This window comes from Cellulosimicrobium sp. SJTW-1 (genome assembly GCF_047716875.1).
GTDB lineage: Bacteria > Actinomycetota > Actinomycetes > Actinomycetales > Cellulomonadaceae > Cellulosimicrobium > Cellulosimicrobium funkei.
The window spans coordinates 1,359,553-1,374,436 of the sequence record NZ_CP136680.1; the positions used below are offsets into that span (position 1 = coordinate 1,359,553).

General features: G+C 75.2%; 17 protein-coding genes. 12 read left to right on the forward strand and 5 right to left on the reverse strand.

Annotated elements, in window-relative coordinates; genetic code table 11:
- Nucleotides 1–45: 45 nt before the first annotated feature.
- Nucleotides 46–429, reverse strand: coding sequence for a universal stress protein (locus RSE42_RS06130; protein ID WP_034653722.1), 384 nt, complete (start codon nucleotides 427–429; stop codon nucleotides 46–48).
- 45 nt (nucleotides 430–474) lie between these two features.
- Complete coding sequence (locus RSE42_RS06135) at nucleotides 475–1,332, reverse strand: IclR family transcriptional regulator (protein WP_415298228.1); 858 nt, start codon at nucleotides 1,330–1,332, stop codon at nucleotides 475–477.
- A 70-nt stretch (nucleotides 1,333–1,402) separates the two neighbouring features.
- Between RSE42_RS06135 and eda the strand changes: the two genes are divergently transcribed.
- The 6 genes from eda (at nucleotide 1,403) to RSE42_RS06165 (ending at nucleotide 6,070) form a co-directional block, all read left to right on the forward strand.
- Nucleotides 1,403–2,062 (forward strand): bifunctional 4-hydroxy-2-oxoglutarate aldolase/2-dehydro-3-deoxy-phosphogluconate aldolase, encoded by a 660-nt coding sequence (gene eda, locus RSE42_RS06140; RefSeq protein ID WP_043658443.1) that lies wholly within the window; start codon nucleotides 1,403–1,405, stop codon nucleotides 2,060–2,062.
- A 3-nt stretch (nucleotides 2,063–2,065) separates the two neighbouring features.
- Nucleotides 2,066–3,187 carry a sugar kinase gene (locus tag RSE42_RS06145; RefSeq protein ID WP_137280187.1) on the forward strand — a complete coding sequence of 374 codons (1,122 nt, stop codon included), beginning with the start codon at nucleotides 2,066–2,068 and terminating at the stop codon, nucleotides 3,185–3,187.
- Between the two features lie 88 nt (nucleotides 3,188–3,275).
- Nucleotides 3,276–3,671, forward strand: coding sequence for a hypothetical protein (locus RSE42_RS06150; protein ID WP_143031191.1), 396 nt, complete (start codon nucleotides 3,276–3,278; stop codon nucleotides 3,669–3,671).
- 112 nt (nucleotides 3,672–3,783) lie between these two features.
- Entirely contained in the window at nucleotides 3,784–4,248 is a 465-nt protein-coding gene (locus RSE42_RS06155) for a zf-TFIIB domain-containing protein (RefSeq protein ID WP_137280189.1), read from the forward strand.
- A 25-nt stretch (nucleotides 4,249–4,273) separates the two neighbouring features.
- On the forward strand, nucleotides 4,274–5,044 hold the full coding sequence (locus RSE42_RS06160; RefSeq protein ID WP_085388304.1) for an SDR family NAD(P)-dependent oxidoreductase: 771 nt from the start codon (nucleotides 4,274–4,276) through the stop codon (nucleotides 5,042–5,044).
- Between the two features lie 48 nt (nucleotides 5,045–5,092).
- Nucleotides 5,093–6,070 carry a bile acid:sodium symporter family protein gene (locus tag RSE42_RS06165; protein ID WP_389299055.1) on the forward strand — a complete coding sequence of 326 codons (978 nt, stop codon included), beginning with the start codon at nucleotides 5,093–5,095 and terminating at the stop codon, nucleotides 6,068–6,070.
- Between the two features lie 98 nt (nucleotides 6,071–6,168).
- Here RSE42_RS06165 and RSE42_RS06170 read toward each other — a convergent pair whose 3' ends face one another.
- Together RSE42_RS06170 and RSE42_RS06175 are read right to left on the reverse strand one after the other, a co-directional pair.
- Nucleotides 6,169–6,630 carry a SufE family protein gene (locus RSE42_RS06170; protein ID WP_415298230.1) on the reverse strand — a complete coding sequence of 154 codons (462 nt, stop codon included), beginning with the start codon at nucleotides 6,628–6,630 and terminating at the stop codon, nucleotides 6,169–6,171.
- Between the two features lie 159 nt (nucleotides 6,631–6,789).
- The gene (locus RSE42_RS06175) at nucleotides 6,790–7,701 is read right to left on the reverse strand and encodes a sulfurtransferase (protein WP_021483735.1); all 912 of its coding nucleotides are present in this window, start codon (nucleotides 7,699–7,701) and stop codon (nucleotides 6,790–6,792) included.
- Nucleotides 7,702–7,837: 136 nt separating this feature from the next.
- Between RSE42_RS06175 and RSE42_RS06180 the strand changes: the two genes are divergently transcribed.
- Nucleotides 7,838–8,368: an SAM-dependent methyltransferase gene (locus RSE42_RS06180; RefSeq protein WP_251177101.1), complete on the forward strand. Its 531-nt coding sequence runs from the start codon at nucleotides 7,838–7,840 to the stop codon at nucleotides 8,366–8,368.
- Nucleotides 8,369–8,375: 7 nt separating this feature from the next.
- On the opposite strand, the gene RSE42_RS06185 is transcribed toward RSE42_RS06180, so the two are convergent.
- Nucleotides 8,376–9,770, reverse strand: a complete 1,395-nt coding sequence (locus RSE42_RS06185) for an aspartate aminotransferase family protein (protein WP_415298232.1) — start codon at nucleotides 9,768–9,770, stop codon at nucleotides 8,376–8,378.
- An 89-nt stretch (nucleotides 9,771–9,859) separates the two neighbouring features.
- Between RSE42_RS06185 and RSE42_RS06190 the strand changes: the two genes are divergently transcribed.
- From RSE42_RS06190 to RSE42_RS06210, 5 genes are all read left to right on the forward strand, one after another.
- A complete protein-coding gene (locus tag RSE42_RS06190; RefSeq protein WP_415298234.1) occupies nucleotides 9,860–10,780 on the forward strand; it encodes a LysR family transcriptional regulator in 921 nt (306 codons plus the stop codon).
- Between the two features lie 68 nt (nucleotides 10,781–10,848).
- The gene (locus tag RSE42_RS06195) at nucleotides 10,849–12,162 is read left to right on the forward strand and encodes a GAF domain-containing protein (RefSeq protein ID WP_082774259.1); all 1,314 of its coding nucleotides are present in this window, start codon (nucleotides 10,849–10,851) and stop codon (nucleotides 12,160–12,162) included.
- Nucleotides 12,163–12,343: 181 nt separating this feature from the next.
- Nucleotides 12,344–13,867: an aldehyde dehydrogenase family protein gene (locus RSE42_RS06200; protein ID WP_034653685.1), complete on the forward strand. Its 1,524-nt coding sequence runs from the start codon at nucleotides 12,344–12,346 to the stop codon at nucleotides 13,865–13,867.
- Nucleotides 13,868–14,062: 195 nt separating this feature from the next.
- The gene (locus RSE42_RS06205) at nucleotides 14,063–14,497 is read left to right on the forward strand and encodes a DUF779 domain-containing protein (RefSeq protein WP_415298840.1); all 435 of its coding nucleotides are present in this window, start codon (nucleotides 14,063–14,065) and stop codon (nucleotides 14,495–14,497) included.
- A gap of 81 nt (nucleotides 14,498–14,578) precedes the next feature.
- Nucleotides 14,579–14,863 carry a DUF6412 domain-containing protein gene (locus RSE42_RS06210; protein ID WP_034653680.1) on the forward strand — a complete coding sequence of 95 codons (285 nt, stop codon included), beginning with the start codon at nucleotides 14,579–14,581 and terminating at the stop codon, nucleotides 14,861–14,863.
- Nucleotides 14,864–14,884: the final 21 nt, after the last annotated feature.

Consider the following 14,884-nt stretch of genomic DNA (forward strand, 5'->3'; position numbering starts at 1 on the left):
CGGCGCGGTCGTCCGGGCGACCGGGCGGCCGCGCGACGGCGTCCGTCAGTGGGACGCCTTGACGACGAGCACGGGGACGGGCGAGTCCAGCAGGACGCGCTGCGTGGTGCTGCCGAGCAGGAACTTGCCGACGGGTGAGCGCTTGCGCGCCCCCACGACGACGAGGTCGGGGGTCGTGCGCTCGGCCTCGTCGATGATCGCCTCGGCCGGGTCGCGGTGCTCGGGGCGGTACGACACCTCGGGGCGCGCGACCTGGGCGGGGAGCGTGTCGAGCAGGTGCGCGAGGCTCGCGGGGACGCCCGCGTCGGCGTCCTGCGGCGTGAGCACGAGGACCGCGAGCGCGGTCGAGCGGTGGACCGCCTCGGCGACGGCCGCCCGGAATGCGGTCTCGCCCTGCGGGGAGTCGTTGTACGCCACGAGGACGGTCATCGCGCGGGCCCTTCCGTCATTCCGTCGTGCTGCGGTTGAACTCTCTCACAGCGCGGCGTCCGTCGCCGGTCGGCGGGTCGCCCCGTCGGCGGAGCCGCGGAGCGCGGCGTCGGGCACCGCCAGGGTCGGGGGCAGGAGGGGCGGCACGACCTCCCGCAGGACCGCCTCGATCTCCCGCCGTCGTCGCGGGCCGAGCCGCTCGGCGGGCGCCGTGACGCTCACGGCGGCCACCGGCTGCCCGGCGCGCAGGACCGGGACGGCGACGCAGCTGATGCCCGGCTCGTTCTCCTCCGTCTCCGTGGCGAACCCCGTCGCGCGCGTGGCCTCGCACGTCGCGCGCAGCGCGGCGGGCGTGACGGGGTGGTCCTCGGGCGCAGCGGCGGCGTACCAGGCGAGCGCGCCGTCGTCGAGGGTCCGCTGGGAGAGCAGCGCGCGCCCGAGCGCGGTGGTCGCCGCCGGGCGGCGCCGCCCGACGGCCGACCAGACGCGGACGGCGCGCGCAGGCTCGACCTTGTCGAGGTAGACGATCTCGGTCCCGGCGAGGGTGCCGAGGTGCACGAGCTCGTCGGTGGCGCGGCACACCGCGACGAGCACCGGGTGCAGGAGCGCGGGGAGGTTCTCCTCGCCGAGGTAGACCGTCGCGAGCGCCGTCGCCGCGGGGCCGAGGCGGTAGTCGCCGGTCGTCGCGTCCTGCTCGGCGTACCCGCGGAACCGCAGGGCCGCGAGCGTGCGGTGCAGCGACGCCTTGTGCAGCCCGAGCGAGCGCGCGAGGTCCCCGAGCGCGACGCCGTCGGGGCCGGCCGCGGCGAGCGCCTCGAGCGCGACGAGGGCCTTGTCGACGCTGCCGAGCGGGCTCTCGGCCGACCCCGGGGTGCCCGACGGCGCACGGCCGGCTTCCGCCATGGTGACTCCTTCGCCTAGAGTGCGTTCCGTAGTGAACAACAGGTGTTCACCATAGCGAAACGGAGCCTGGATGTCACCCCTGGGACCCCTGGAGGGGATCGCCCGTGCCCGCGTCGTGCCGGTCGTCGTGGTCGACGACGCGGCGCAGGGCGTCCTCGTCGCGAGCGCGCTGCGCGACGGCGGCCTGCCCGTCGCCGAGGTCACGTTCCGGACCGCCGGGGCGCGCGCGGCGATCGAGGCGATCGCGCGCGAGGTGCCCGACGTGCTGGTCGGGGCGGGCACCGTCGTCACGGCCGCCCAGGTCGACGAGGCCGTCGACGCCGGGGCGCGGTTCCTCGTCTCGCCCGGCCTCTCCGCCGCGGTCGTGCGTCGCGCCCAGGAGCTCGGCGTGCCCGTCGTCCCGGGCGTCGCGACGCCGTCGGACGTCATCGCCGCGCTCGACCTCGGTCTCGACGTCGTCAAGCTGTTCCCCGCGAACGTCGTCGGCGGGCCGGCCGCGGTCAAGGCGTTCTCCGCGCCGTTCCCCGGCCTGCGGTTCGTGCCGACCGGCGGCGTGAGCGCCGCCAACCTGCTCGACTACCTCGCCCTGCCCGCCGTGCTCGCCGGCGGCGGCTCCTGGATGGTCGACGCCGCGCTCGTGCGCGCGGGCGACACCGCCGAGATCACCCGACGCACGCGCGAGGCCGTCGCGCTCGCCGCGACCGCCCCCCACCCCGCCGAAGGAGCCTGACCCATGACCGACACGACCACCGCCCGCGCCCCGCTCGCCGTCCGCCCCGCGGCCGACTGTGCCTACGACGTCGTCGCGCTCGGCGAGGTCATGCTGCGCCTCGACCCGGGGGAGCGCCGCATCAAGACGGCGCGCAGCTTCGACGTGTGGGAGGGCGGCGGCGAGTACAACGTCGCGCGCGGCCTGCGTCGTGCGTTCGGACTGCGCGGCGCGATCATCACCGCGCTCGCGGACAACGAGGTCGGGCGCCTCGTCGAGGACCTCATGCTCACGGGCGGCCTCGACACGCGCTGGGTCCGGTGGCGCGAGGACGACGGCATCGGCCGCACGGTGCGCAACGGGCTCAACTTCACCGAGCGCGGCTTCGGGGTGCGCGGCGCGGTCGGCGTCTCCGACCGCGGCAACACCGCGATCGCCCAGCTCCGGCCCGACGACGTCGACTGGGACGCCGTGTTCGGCAGCGGCGTCCGGTGGTTCCACACCGGCGGGATCTTCGCCGCGCTGTCGGAGTCGTCCGCCGACGTCGCGGAGGCGGCGATGGCAGCCGCCCGCCGTCACGGCACGGTCGTCTCCTACGACCTCAACTACCGCCCCTCGCTGTGGAAGGGCATCGGCGGCGTCGAGCGCGCGCAGGAGGTGAACCGCCGCCTCGCGCGGTACGTCGACGTGATGATCGGCAACGAGGAGGACTTCACCGCGTCGCTCGGGTTCGAGGTCGAGGGCGTCGACGAGAACCTCACCGACCTCGACACGTCCGCGTTCCGCGCGATGATCACGCGCGCGGCCGAGGAGTACCCCAACTTCCAGGTCGTCGCGACGACGCTGCGCGGGGTGCGGACCGCGACGGTCAACGACTGGGGCGCGATCGCGTGGTCGCGCGTGCAGGGCTTCGCGGAGGCGACGCACCGCCCCGGCCTGGAGATCCTCGACCGCGTGGGCGGCGGCGACTCGTTCGCGTCGGGCCTCGCGTACGGGCTCATGGAGCTCGGGTCGATCCAGGAGGCCGTCGAGTACGGCGCGGCGCACGGGGCGCTCGCGATGACGACCCCCGGCGACACGTCGACGGCGTCGCTCGCCGAGGTCCGCAAGCTCGCGTCGGGCGGCAGCGCGCGCGTGCAGCGCTGAACCGTCGACCTCCCCGTCTCCCGCCGTGCCGGGCCGCACGTCCAGGGTTAGTGTGGGCGCGCTGTCGGCGGGAGGCGGGAGGTACGGCGTGGCTGGTGGGGCCTTCGTGCCCGGGCTGCCCCGCCGCGGCGCCGAGGAACCGCCGGACCTGGGCCGAGCCCTGGAGCACGCGCGCATCCTCCGCGCGGCGGGAGACCCGGCCGGTGCCGCCCAGGTCCTGGACCGGGCCTTCGCCGCCGAGGGCGTGCGGACGCGCACCGTCGCCGAGCGCGTCCGGTTCCGCGCCCTGGTGCTCCGTGCCGACCTCGCGCTCGCCCTGCACGACGACGCGGCCGCCGCACGGTTCCTCGAGGGCGTGGAGTGGTTCCGCGCCGGGGCCGACTTCCTCCCGCGCGTGGCCGATGCGCTCGCCGCCCTCGACGACGAGGTGCACCTCGCCGACGAGCTGCGCGACCGCCTCGCGAGCGAGCGCCGCACGGGCTGAGCCGCACCGGCAGCGTGCCCGGCCGGGAACCGCTCGCGTGGGAGCCGCGTTGGACTGCGCAGTACCGGTGCGGGCGCCGACCGCGCCCGGCCCATCCCGCGAGGAGGCAGACATGCTGTGCCCCACCGACCAGACCGTGCTCGTCATGACCGAGCGCAAGGGCGTGGAGATCGACTACTGCCCCACGTGCCGCGGCGTGTGGCTCGACCGCGGCGAGCTGGACAAGATCATCGACCGCTCGGTGGAGAGCGAGATCGCCGCCGAGGCCGCGGGCCCGGCCGCCGCCGCGCCGCCCGCCCCTGCCGCGCCCGCCCCGACGTCGTACCCGCCGGCCGCCGCCGTGGACTACGGCAGCCCCGCCCCGCGCTCCGGGGAGCGGTACGGCGACCGCCGCGACGACGACCGCGACCGCTACCGCGACGACCGGTACCGCGACGACCGCTACGACGAGCGCTCCCGCGACGACCGGTACCGCGACGACCGGGACCGCCGGTACGACGGCCGCGACGGCTACGACCCCCGCTACCGCAAGCGCAAGAAGAAGGAGTCCTGGCTCGAGGACCTCTTCGACTTCTGACACGCCCCGTGGTCGACTGTCCCGCGTGACCGTCCTCGACTCGTTCTCGCTCGTCGGCCGCACGGCCCTGCTCACCGGCGGCAGCCGCGGCATCGGGCGCGCCGTCGCCCGCGCGCTCGGCGAGGCGGGGGCCCGCGTCGCGGTCACGGCGACCACCGCGGCGGCGGCCGACGAGGCCGCCGCCGCGCTCCGGGACGCCGGGACCGACGCCCGCGGCTACGTGCTCGACGTCACCGACCGCGAGCAGGTGGACGACGTCGTCGCGCGTGCCGCCGCCGACCTCGGCACGGTCGACCTGCTCGTCAACAACGCGGGCGTGTCGATCGGCGGCGCGGCCCTCGAGATCGGCGACGACGTGTGGCATCGCACGCTCGCCACCAACCTCGACGGCGTCTGGTACTGCTCGCGCGCCGTCGCCCGGGAGCTCGTCGCGCAGGGTCGGCCAGGGACGATCGTCAACGTCGGCTCCATGTCCGCGTCGATCGTCAACCGGCCCCGCTGGCAGCCCGCGTACCTCGCGTCCAAGGCGGCGGTGCACCAGCTCACCAAGGGCCTCGCCGCCGAGTGGGCGCCGCACGGCATCCGCGTGAACGCGGTGGCGCCCGGGTACGTGCGCACCGAGGCGTCGCCGGTGGACCGGCCGGAGTACCACGACGACTGCGTCGCGCCCGCCGCGATGCAGCGCTGGGCGGAGCCGGAGGAGATCGGGCCGCCCGTCGTCTTCCTCGCGAGCGCGGCGTCGAGCTTCATGACGGGCGCCGTCGTCACGGTCGACGGCGGCTACACGCTCTTCTGACCGGGCGGGTGCCGTCCCGGGTCGTGCGCCGGGCTAGGCTCGGTCCCCGTGCGCGCAGTCCTGAGCAGGTGGGTCGACCCCTTCGTCGTGACGCTGCTCGTGGTGCTCGTGCTCGGGCTCGTCGTGCCCGTGGGGCCGGGCGCGCAGCGCGTGGTCGACGCCGCGGCGGACGTCGCGGTCACCGTCCTCTTCCTCGTCTACGGCATGCGCCTGTCCACGCGGGAGGTCTGGGCCGGGCTGCGCAACTGGCGCCTGCAGGGCGGGATCCTCGCCGCGACGTACGTCGTCTTCCCGGTGCTCGGGCTCGTCACGGCGTGGGCGATCGAGCCGCTCGTCGGGGCGCCGCTCGCCGCCGGCATGCTCTACCTCTCCCTGCTCCCGTCGACCGTGCAGTCGTCCGTGGCATTCACGTCCGTCGCGCGCGGCAACGTCGCCGGGGCGATCTGCGGCGCGACGGTGTCGAACGTCGCGGGCATGGTGATCACCCCGCTGCTCGTGCTGTGGCTCATGACGGGGGCGGGCGGGGGAGCCGACGGTCCCACGGGCGGGCTCGGCGGCCTGCGCACCGTGCTGCTCCAGCTGCTGCTGCCGTTCGTCGTCGGGCAGCTCCTCCAGCCGTGGGCGGGGGACTGGGTCCGGGCGCGGCGCTGGCTGACGCTCGGCGTCGACCGCGGCACGATCCTCGTCGTGGTGTTCGGCGCGGTCGCGGCGGCGTCGTCGGCGGGCGTGTGGTCGAGCGTGTCCGGGTGGTCGATCGTCGCGCTGCTCGTGGTCAGCGCGATCGTCCTCGCCGTGATGCTCGCGGCCACGTGGTGGGGCGGCGCGGCGCTGGGGCTCTCGACCGAGGACCGGGTCGCGCTGCTCATGTGCGGGTCGAAGAAGTCGCTCGCGACGGGCCTGCCCATGGCGAGCGTGCTGTTCCCCGTCGCGGTCGCCGGCGTCGTGGCGGTGCCGGTGATCGTCTTCCACCAGCTCCAGCTCGTCGTCTGCGCCGTCCTGGCGCGCCGCCTGGCCCTCCGAGACTGACGCGCCCGAACCGACCGACGCCGACCATGCGGAGGCGTACCGTCGCGGCGGCCGGGCGGGCGGCAACCGCATTTCGGCGGGTCCGGGTGGGACTCCCGTCAGCCGCGGGCCGCGACCTGCTCGCGGACCTGGCGCTTGGCGCGCGTGAGCATGCCGTTCATGCCGCCGATGCGCAGCGGGCTCACCGCGCGCGTCAGGCCGATCGACATCGGGAAGTCGTCGGGCACGTCGAGCACCTCCTGCGCCGTCAGGCCCGAGAGGCCCTGCGCGAGGATCGACGCGAAGCCGCGCGTCGTCGGGGCCTCGGCCGGGGCGGTCGCGTAGAAGTGCACGACGCCCGCGTCGTCGACCTCCGCGAAGGCCCGCACCGGCGACTGGCACTCCTCGATCCGCTCCAGCAGACCGGGCGCGCTCGCGTAGCGCTCGGGGAGGTCGGGCAGCTCGTTCGCGAACTCGAGCAGCAGCTGGAGGCGCTCGCGCTCCGGCATCGCGAGGAAGTCCTCACGGATCTCCGCGAGCGTCGCGGGCAGGTCGGGCGAAGCGTCGGAGGGGGAGCTCATGGGGACGATCCTCGCATCGGGGCCGGGGCGGCGGGACGGCAGTCCCACCGTGCGGAACGTTCCGCGGACGCGTCGTATGCCCGCGGCACGACGACGGCGCGCGGCCCGTCGTGGAGGACGGGCCGCGCGCCGTCGGGCACGCTCGCGCGGGGACGCGGGTCAGTTGAGCGACGCCGGGGCCTCGCCGGGCTCCTCGCCCTTGACGATCGGCACGCGCACGGCGTTGCCCCACTCGGTCCACGAGCCGTCGTAGTTGCGGACCTTGTCGAAGCCGAGCAGGTACGTGAGCGCGAACCACGTGTGGCTCGACCGCTCGCCGATGCGGCAGTACGTGACGACCTCGTCGTCCGTCGCGAGGCCGAGGCCGCCCTCCTGGTAGATCGCCTCGAGCTGCTCGCGCGACTTGTAGGTGCCGTCCTCCGCGACCGCCGTCGCCCACGGCACGTTGCGCGCCGTCGGGATGTGGCCGCCGCGCAGCACGCCCTCCTCCGGGTAGTCCGGGATGTGCAGGCGCTCACCCGTGTACTCCTGCGGGGAGCGGATGTCGACGAGCGGCCCGTTGCCGATGTGGGCGAGGACGTCCTCCTTGAACGCGCGGATCGTCACGTCGTCGCGCTCGACGACCGGGTACTCGACCGCGACCGGCTCGGGGACGTCCGTCGTGACCTCGCGGCCCTCGGCGATCCACTTACCACGGCCGCCGTCGAGCAGGCGCACGTCCTCGTGGCCGAACAGCGTGAAGACCCACGCCGCGTAGGCCGCCCACCAGTTGTTCTTGTCGCCGTAGACGACGATCGTCGTGTCGCGCGCGATGCCCTTGCTGCCGAGGAGCTGGGCGAAGCCCTTGCCGTCGATGTAGTCGCGCGTGTCCGGGTCGTTGAGGTCGGTGTGCCAGTCGATCTTCACCGCGCCGGGGATGTGCCCGGTCTCGTAGAGCAGCACGTCCTCGTCGGACTCGACGACGACGACGCCCGGCTCGCCCAGGTGCTCGGCGAGCCAGTCGGTGCTCACGAGGCGGTCGGGGTGGGCGTACTGCGTGATCTTCTCGCTGGTGTCGAGCGGTGCGGGCATGGTGTCCTCCGGGCGCGTGGTGGGCGTTCGCTCGTCAGGCTAGGTCGGCCGTCCGCATCACGGAAGGCTCGTGACGCATGCTGAGACGGTGTAAACGCACGCTGCGGACGCTCGCTCCGGTGGCCACACTGGATGCGTGACCGCCGCCGTCCCGGAGCGCGTGCGGCGGGCCGTGGCGCTGCTCGACCTCCGCGGCGACGAGGCCGTGCTCGAGATCGGCCCCGGTCCCGGGGCGGCTGCCGAGCTCGTGCTCGCCACCCACCCCGGCGTGCGGTACGTCGCGCTCGACCGGTCCGCCACGGCGGTCGCCCGCACGACCGCCCGCAACCGGGTCGCTGTCGACGACGGCCGCCTCGTCGTGCGGCGCGGGGAGCTCGCGGCGACCGGCGGTCCGGACGTCCCCGGCGGCCCGTTCGACGTCGCGTTCGCGGTGGACGTCAACGTCTTCTGGACGCGCGTGGCCCACGCCGAGGCGAGCGCCCTCGCCGCGCTGCTCGTCCCGGGCGGAGCGCTCTGGCTCGTCCATCAGACGCCCGACGGCGCAGACGACCGGGTCCTCGACGGCGTCCGCGCGTCGCTCGACGTCCCCGCGCTGGGCCCGGTGACGGTCGTGCGCGACGGGGTGCTCGCCGTCGGCGCGCGACGGGTGGCCGACCCGCCCGGGTGACCGGCGGTCAGCCCAGGAGCTCGCGCGTCGCGTCGCCGAGGGCCTGGTCGAGCAGCTCGAGGCCGAGGTCGAGCTCGTCCTCGCTCACGGTGAGCGGCGGGGCGATGCGGAACACGCCGCCCATGCCGCGGAGCTGCACGACGTTCATGTGAAGCCCGAGCTCGAGCGCCCGCCGGGTGACGAGCGCGCCGAGGGCGTCGGCGCCCTCCTTCGTCTCGCGGTCGAGCACGAGCTCGATGCCCTGGAGCAGCCCGCGCCCGCGGACGTCGCCGATCGTCGCGTGGCGGTCCTGGAGGTCGAGCAGCCCGGCGCGCAGGCGGTCGCCGAGCACCCGGACGCGCGCGTCCATCCGCTCGGCCTGGAGCACGTCGAGCACGGTGGTGCCGACCGCCGCGACGAGCGGGTCCGAGACGTGCGTCGTGAAGAAGAGGAAGCCGCGCTCGTGCGCGCGGGCCTCGATCTCGGCGCTCGTGACGACGGCGGCGAGCGGGAGCCCGGCGCCGAGGGTCTTGGAGAGGGTGAGGATGTCCGGCACCACGGGCTCCTCGCCGTCGCGCCCCTCGAACGCGTACCAGGAACCCGTGCGGCACAGCGCCGTCTGCGCCTCGTCGAGGATCAGGAGCATCCCACGCTCGTGGCACTTGTCGCGCAGCGCCGCGAGGTAGCCCGGTGGGAGCTCGACGATCCCGCCCGAGCTGAGGATCGGCTCGACGAGGCACGCCGCGAGGCTGCCCGTCGACTGCACGTCGACGAGGTCGAACGCGAGGTCGAGCTGGCGGCGCCAGTCGTGCGTGCCGTCGGGCGCGACGTGGTCGGGCCGGTACGCGTTGGGGACGGGGATGACGAGGTTGCCGGGCGCCGTCGGGCCGTAGCCGCGGCGGCCCGCGCTGTACGTCGCGGCGGCCGCGGCGTGCGTCATGCCGTGCCACGACCCGGCGAGCGAGACGACCTCGTGCCGCCCCGTGACGAGCTTCGCCATCCGGATCGCGGCCTCGTTCGACTCGGCCCCGGTCGTGAGCAGGAGCACCTTCTCGAGCGGGTCGGGCAGCGTGCCCGCGAGCCGGCGCGCGAGGTCGACGACCGGGCGCGACAGCATCCCGGAGAACAGGTGGTCGAGCGTCCCGACCTGGCGGCGCACCGTCTCGACGATCGCGGGGTGGCTGTGCCCGAGGATCGCGCTCATCTGCCCCGACGTGAAGTCGAGGACCCAGCGCCCGTCCGCCGTCGTGACGAAGCTGCCCGCCGCGCTCTCGACGATCTCCGGCGTGAACGGCCCGCCGTACCGCACGAGGTGACGGTCGGCGTCGGCCCAGAACCGCGCGGCGTCGTCCGCGGCGGCTCGGCCCCCACCGGGGGACGGGGCGGACGGCGGTGCGGGCGCGGGGGAGGGCGGGAACGTCATGCTCGGAGCGTAGGGACGCGCCGCTGTGCGCGTACAGCGCGAGTCTGCGTACAGTCTGTGCGGAGAAGCCGTACAGAAAGGACGCGCACGTGCTCAACGCGGGACGCCTGCAGATCCTCGCGCGGCTCGAGAGCCTCGGGACCGTGCGCGCCGTCGGGGCCTCGCTCCACCTGAGCCCGTCCGCCGTCTCCGCGCAGCTCGCCGCGCTCGAGGCAGAGACCGGCGCACGCCTCCTGGAGCGCACGGGCCGACGCGTCCGCCTCACGCCCGCGGGCCGCACGCTCGCGCGGCACGCGCGCGTCATCCTCGACCAGATGGCGCTCGCCGAGGCCGAGCTCGCCCATCCCGACGGCGAGCCGGCCGGCGTCGTGCGCGTCGCCGCGTTCTCGAGCGCGGTGCGCGCGCTCGTCATCCCGCTCGCGGCGCGGCTCGCCGTCGAGCACCCGCGCGTCGAGGTGGAGGTCGACGAGCTCGACCCGCGCGAGAGCGGGCCCACGCTCCGGCGTGGGGACGTCGACGTCGCGGTGACCGCTGACCTGCTCGACGGCGCGCTGCTCGCCGGGCCCGACGTCGCGACCGTCCCGCTGCTCGAGGACCCGGTCGTGCTCGTCACGGCGCGCGGCGACCAGGCCCCCGGCGAGCCGGCCGACCTCGCGCGCCTCGCCGACGCGCCGTGGGCGGCCGACCTTCCCGGGCGCTACCTGTCCACGCTCGTCGAGAGCGCGTGCCGCGAGGCCGGCTTCGAGCCGCGCGTCGTCGCCCGGCTGCCCAGCTACGAGCTGCTGCTCGCGCACGTCGAGGCCGGGCTGTCCGTCGCGCTGCTGCCGGGCCTCGCCGTCGACCCGCGGTACGCCGTGGACGCCCGCCCGCTCCGCGCGCCCCGGACCCGCCCGGTGTACGCGGCCGTGCGCCGCGGGGCCCCGCCGACCGCCGCGACGACCGTCGTGCTCGGCGCCCTGCGCCGCGTCGCGCGCGAGGTCGCCGGTCACGCGCCGCCCGGCACCGGCTGACGCGCGCTCGCGCCGGACCCCGCCCGACCTACACTGGCCCCAGCACCGCACGACGACGTGGAGGTCCCGTGCCGCGCACTCCCGCACCGCCGCCCCGCTCCGAGGAGCACCCGCGCCGCCCCGACGCGCGCCGCGACCCGCGCTCCGTCCGCGCCGCCTACCGCTCGTTCCTCGACCACGGCGTCCTCCCGCGCGGCGTCCACCCGCTCGTCGCCGACTCGTGGCGCCGGTCCGTGCACAGCGGCGTCGACCCGGAGGCGCCCCGCACCGACTCGGGCCTCGCCCACGACGACCTCGTCGCCTACCGCGAGGCGCACCCGCTCGCGGGCGTCATGCCGGTCGTGCGCGAGCTCGTCGTGGACGCCGCCGCCGACGACGGCCTCGTCGTCGCCGTGTCCGACGACGCGGGCCGCCTCCTGTGGGTCGAGGGCGACCGGGCGCTGCGCGACGCCGTCGACCGCGTCGGGTTCGTCGAGGGGTCGGTCTGGCGCGAGGAACGGGTCGGGACGAACGCGCCCGGCACCGCGCTCGCGACGCGCAGCCCCGTCCAGGTCCTCGGCGCCGAGCACTTCTCCCGGCCCGTGCAGGCGTTCAGCTGCACGGCCGTGCCCGTCCACGATCCCGCGAGCGGGCGCGTCCTCGGGGTCCTCGACGTCACCGGGCGCCAGTCCGCCGCGTCGGGCGTCGTGCTGTCGCTCGTGCGCGCGACGGTGCTGAGCCTCGAGCGCGAGCTCGCCCAGCGCGCTGCGGCGACGGGTCCCGACGACGGCCCGGGCCGGCTCCCGGGACCTCCCCGCGACGGCGCGCCCGAGCTGCTCGTGCTCGGCACGGCGCCCGTGCTGCGCTCGCCGGACGGTCTCGACCACCGCCTCTCGCTGCGGCACGCCGAGATCCTCGTGCTCCTCGCGACGCACCCCCGCGGGCTGTCCGCCGACGAGCTCGCCGTCCTGCTGCACCCCGGCGAGCTCTCCGACGTGACCGTCCGCGCCGAGGTGTCGCGCCTGCGGCGCGTCGCGGGCGCGCTCCTCGCGGGGTCGCGCCCCTACCGGCTCGCGCGACCCCTGCGGACCGACGCCGACGTCGTGCGGGACCACCTCGCGGTGGGCGACGTCCGCGGCGCCGTCGCCGCCTACCGCGCGCCGCTCCTGCCGCGCTCGGGCGCGCCTGCCGTCGAGCACCTGCGCGCCGAGCTCGCGGCCGAGCTGCGCACCGCCGTCGTAGCCGCGGGCGGCGCCGACGTGCTCGACGCGTGGACGCGCACCGACGACGGCGCCGAGGACCACGCCGCGTGGACGCGGCTGCAGCGCGTCGCGGACCACGGCAGCCCGCTGTGGCTGCGCGCCCGCGCCCACCTCGACCTGCTCGACGACGAGCTCGCCTGAGGTCCGGCGGGGAGCCGCCCGCTGCAACGGTCCTGCAACCCTGCGCCGCCTAGCGTCGGCCGCACGGCGCGACGAGGCGCCGGGCCGCGCACCGCCGTCGGACGCTCCCCGCCCGACGGCGACCTCCCCCAGGGCGCGGCGAGGACCAGCACTGCGAGTCAGCACTGCGAGGAGGCAGACGATGACGGTCTACGCAGCCCCCGGCACGGACGGGGCGATCGCCGAGTACAAGGCCCGGTACGACCACTGGATCGGCGGCGAGTACGTCGCGCCGGCCGGCGGGCAGTACTTCGAGAACCCGAGCCCCGTGACGGGCCGGACCTTCACCGAGGTCGCGCGCGGCACCGCCGACGACATCGAGCGCGCGCTCGACGCCGCGCACGGCGCAGCCCGGTCGTGGGGCCGCACGAGCGCGACCGAGCGCGCCAACGTCCTCAACAAGATCGCCGACCGCATGGAGGAGAACCTCGAGCGGATCGCCGTCGCCGAGTCGTGGGAGAACGGCAAGCCCGTCCGCGAGACGCTCGCCGCCGACATCCCGCTCGCGATCGACCACTTCCGCTACTTCGCGGGCGCGATCCGCGCGCAGGAGGGGTCGATCTCCGAGATCGACGAGGACACCATCGCGTACCACTTCCACGAGCCGCTCGGCGTCGTCGGCCAGATCATCCCGTGGAACTTCCCGATCCTCATGGCCGTGTGGAAGCTCGCCCCGGCGCTCGCGGCGGGCAACTGCGTCGTGCTCAAGCCCGCCGAGCAGACGCCCGCGTCGATCCTCTTCCTCATGGACATCATCGGGGACCTGCTGCCGCCCGGGGTGGTGAACGTCGTCAACGGGTTCGGCGTCGAGGCGGGCAAGCCGCTCGCGTCCAGCCCGCGCATCCGCAAGATCGCGTTCACCGGCGAGACGACGACCGGCCGCCTGATCATGCAGTACGCGAGCCAGAACATCATCCCGGTCACGCTCGAGCTCGGCGGCAAGTCGCCGAACATCTTCTTCTCCGACGTCGCCGACGCGCGCGACGACTTCTACGACAAGGCCCTCGAGGGGTTCACGATGTTCGCCCTCAACCAGGGCGAGGTGTGCACGTGCCCGTCGCGCGCCCTCATCCAGTCGTCCATCTACGACACGTTCCTCGGCGACGCGATCGAGCGCACGAAGGCGGTGCGGCAGGGCAACCCGCTCGACACCGAGACGATGATCGGCGCGCAGGCGTCGAACGACCAGCTCGAGAAGATCCTGTCGTACATCGAGATCGGCAAGGCCGAGGGCGCGAAGGTGCTCACGGGCGGGTCGCGCGCCGAGCTCGGCGGCGACCTCGCGGGCGGGTACTACGTGACGCCCACGATCTTCGAGGGCAAGAACTCGATGCGGATCTTCCAGGAGGAGATCTTCGGGCCCGTCGTCGCGGTGACCGACTTCTCCGACTTCGACGACGCCATGACGATCGCCAACGACACCCTGTACGGGCTCGGGGCCGGCGTCTGGTCGCGGTCGGGCAACACCGCCTACCGCGCGGGCCGCACCATCGAGGCCGGGCGCGTGTGGACGAACTGCTACCACGCGTACCCCGCCGCCGCCGCGTTCGGCGGGTACAAGGGCTCCGGCGTCGGGCGCGAGAACCACAAGATGATGCTCGACCACTACCAGCAGACGAAGAACCTCCTCGTCTCCTACTCGGCCCAGAAGCTGGGCTTCTTCTAGACCAACCCCACCCGCCCTGCCCGCCCCACCGACCACGGGCTCGGCTCCCCCCGGCCGCCGAGCAGGTGGTCTTGGCTCGTCCGGCCGTCCGGACGGACCACGACCACCTGCTCGCGGCGCCGGGATCGCCTGGTCGGCCGACACTTGGAGAGTTTCGTGGTCGACGACGTTTCCTCGGTCCGCCCGGTGGGCGCGATGCCCGCGCGCGTCGCGCTCACCGACGACGCCGCGGCGCTGCTCGCGCGGCTGCGGACGGTCCACGGCGAGCTCATGTTCCACCAGTCCGGCGGGTGCTGCGACGGGTCGTCGCCCATGTGCTACCCGCAGGGCGAATTCCTGCTCGGCGACGCCGACGTGCACCTCGGTGACCTCGTCGTCGACGCGCCCGGTCGCACGGACGGTCCCGGCGCGGACGGCCCCGCCGGGGCGGACGGCGCGGCGGGCCGGTTCGTCGTGCCCGTGTGGATGAGCCGCGCGCAGTTCGAGTACTGGAAGCACACCCACCTGACGATCGACGTCGTGCCCGGTCGCGGCGCGGGGTTCAGCGTCGAGGCGCCCGAGGGCGTGCGTTTCATCATCCGGTCGCGCCTGCTCACCGACGACGAGTGGGCGGCGCTCGACATAGCCTAGGCTGACCTCACCGACGGGCTCCACGACGGGCCCGACGGCGGGCCCCACGGGGCCCCGACGGCCCGGAGAGGAGGCAGCGCGATGAACGACCTGCTCGTCGTGGCGCGCGACCTCGCCTCCGCGCTCACGCTCCTGCTCGGCACGTCGACCCTCACGGCCACGCTCTTCCTCCTCGGCGCCACCGCCCTCGTCGCGGCCGTGGCCGCCGTGGCCGCGCGCTGGGGCGCACCCCTCGCGCTCGGTGTGGCGGCTCGCCCCGCGGGCCGCCTGCGCGACACGGTCGACGTCGGTCCCGCCGTGACGCAGAGCGACCCGGACGCCCCGGGTCGTGCCCGGCCCCGTGCTCCCGGCCGACTCCTCGGCTGATCACCCGGCCGAGGGACCCCA

Bases quoted from the DNA above. Each gene is read 5' to 3' on its own strand.
- RSE42_RS06200 (WP_034653685.1), top strand. From the start codon at position 12,344: ATGACGGTCTACGCAGCCCCCGGCACGGACGGGGCGATCGCCGAGTAC.
- RSE42_RS06135 (WP_415298228.1), bottom strand. From the start codon at position 1,332: ATGGCGGAAGCCGGCCGTGCGCCGTCGGGCACCCCGGGGTCGGCCGAG.
- RSE42_RS06185 (WP_415298232.1), bottom strand. From the start codon at position 9,770: ATGACGTTCCCGCCCTCCCCCGCGCCCGCACCGCCGTCCGCCCCGTCC.
- RSE42_RS06205 (WP_415298840.1), top strand. From the start codon at position 14,063: ATGCCCGCGCGCGTCGCGCTCACCGACGACGCCGCGGCGCTGCTCGCG.
- RSE42_RS06170 (WP_415298230.1), bottom strand. From the start codon at position 6,630: ATGAGCTCCCCCTCCGACGCTTCGCCCGACCTGCCCGCGACGCTCGCG.
- RSE42_RS06130 (WP_034653722.1), bottom strand. From the start codon at position 429: ATGACCGTCCTCGTGGCGTACAACGACTCCCCGCAGGGCGAGACCGCA.
- RSE42_RS06175 (WP_021483735.1), bottom strand. From the start codon at position 7,701: ATGCCCGCACCGCTCGACACCAGCGAGAAGATCACGCAGTACGCCCAC.
- RSE42_RS06145 (WP_137280187.1), top strand. From the start codon at position 2,066: ATGACCGACACGACCACCGCCCGCGCCCCGCTCGCCGTCCGCCCCGCG.
- RSE42_RS06155 (WP_137280189.1), top strand. From the start codon at position 3,784: ATGCTGTGCCCCACCGACCAGACCGTGCTCGTCATGACCGAGCGCAAG.
- RSE42_RS06210 (WP_034653680.1), top strand. From the start codon at position 14,579: ATGAACGACCTGCTCGTCGTGGCGCGCGACCTCGCCTCCGCGCTCACG.
- eda (WP_043658443.1), top strand. From the start codon at position 1,403: ATGTCACCCCTGGGACCCCTGGAGGGGATCGCCCGTGCCCGCGTCGTG.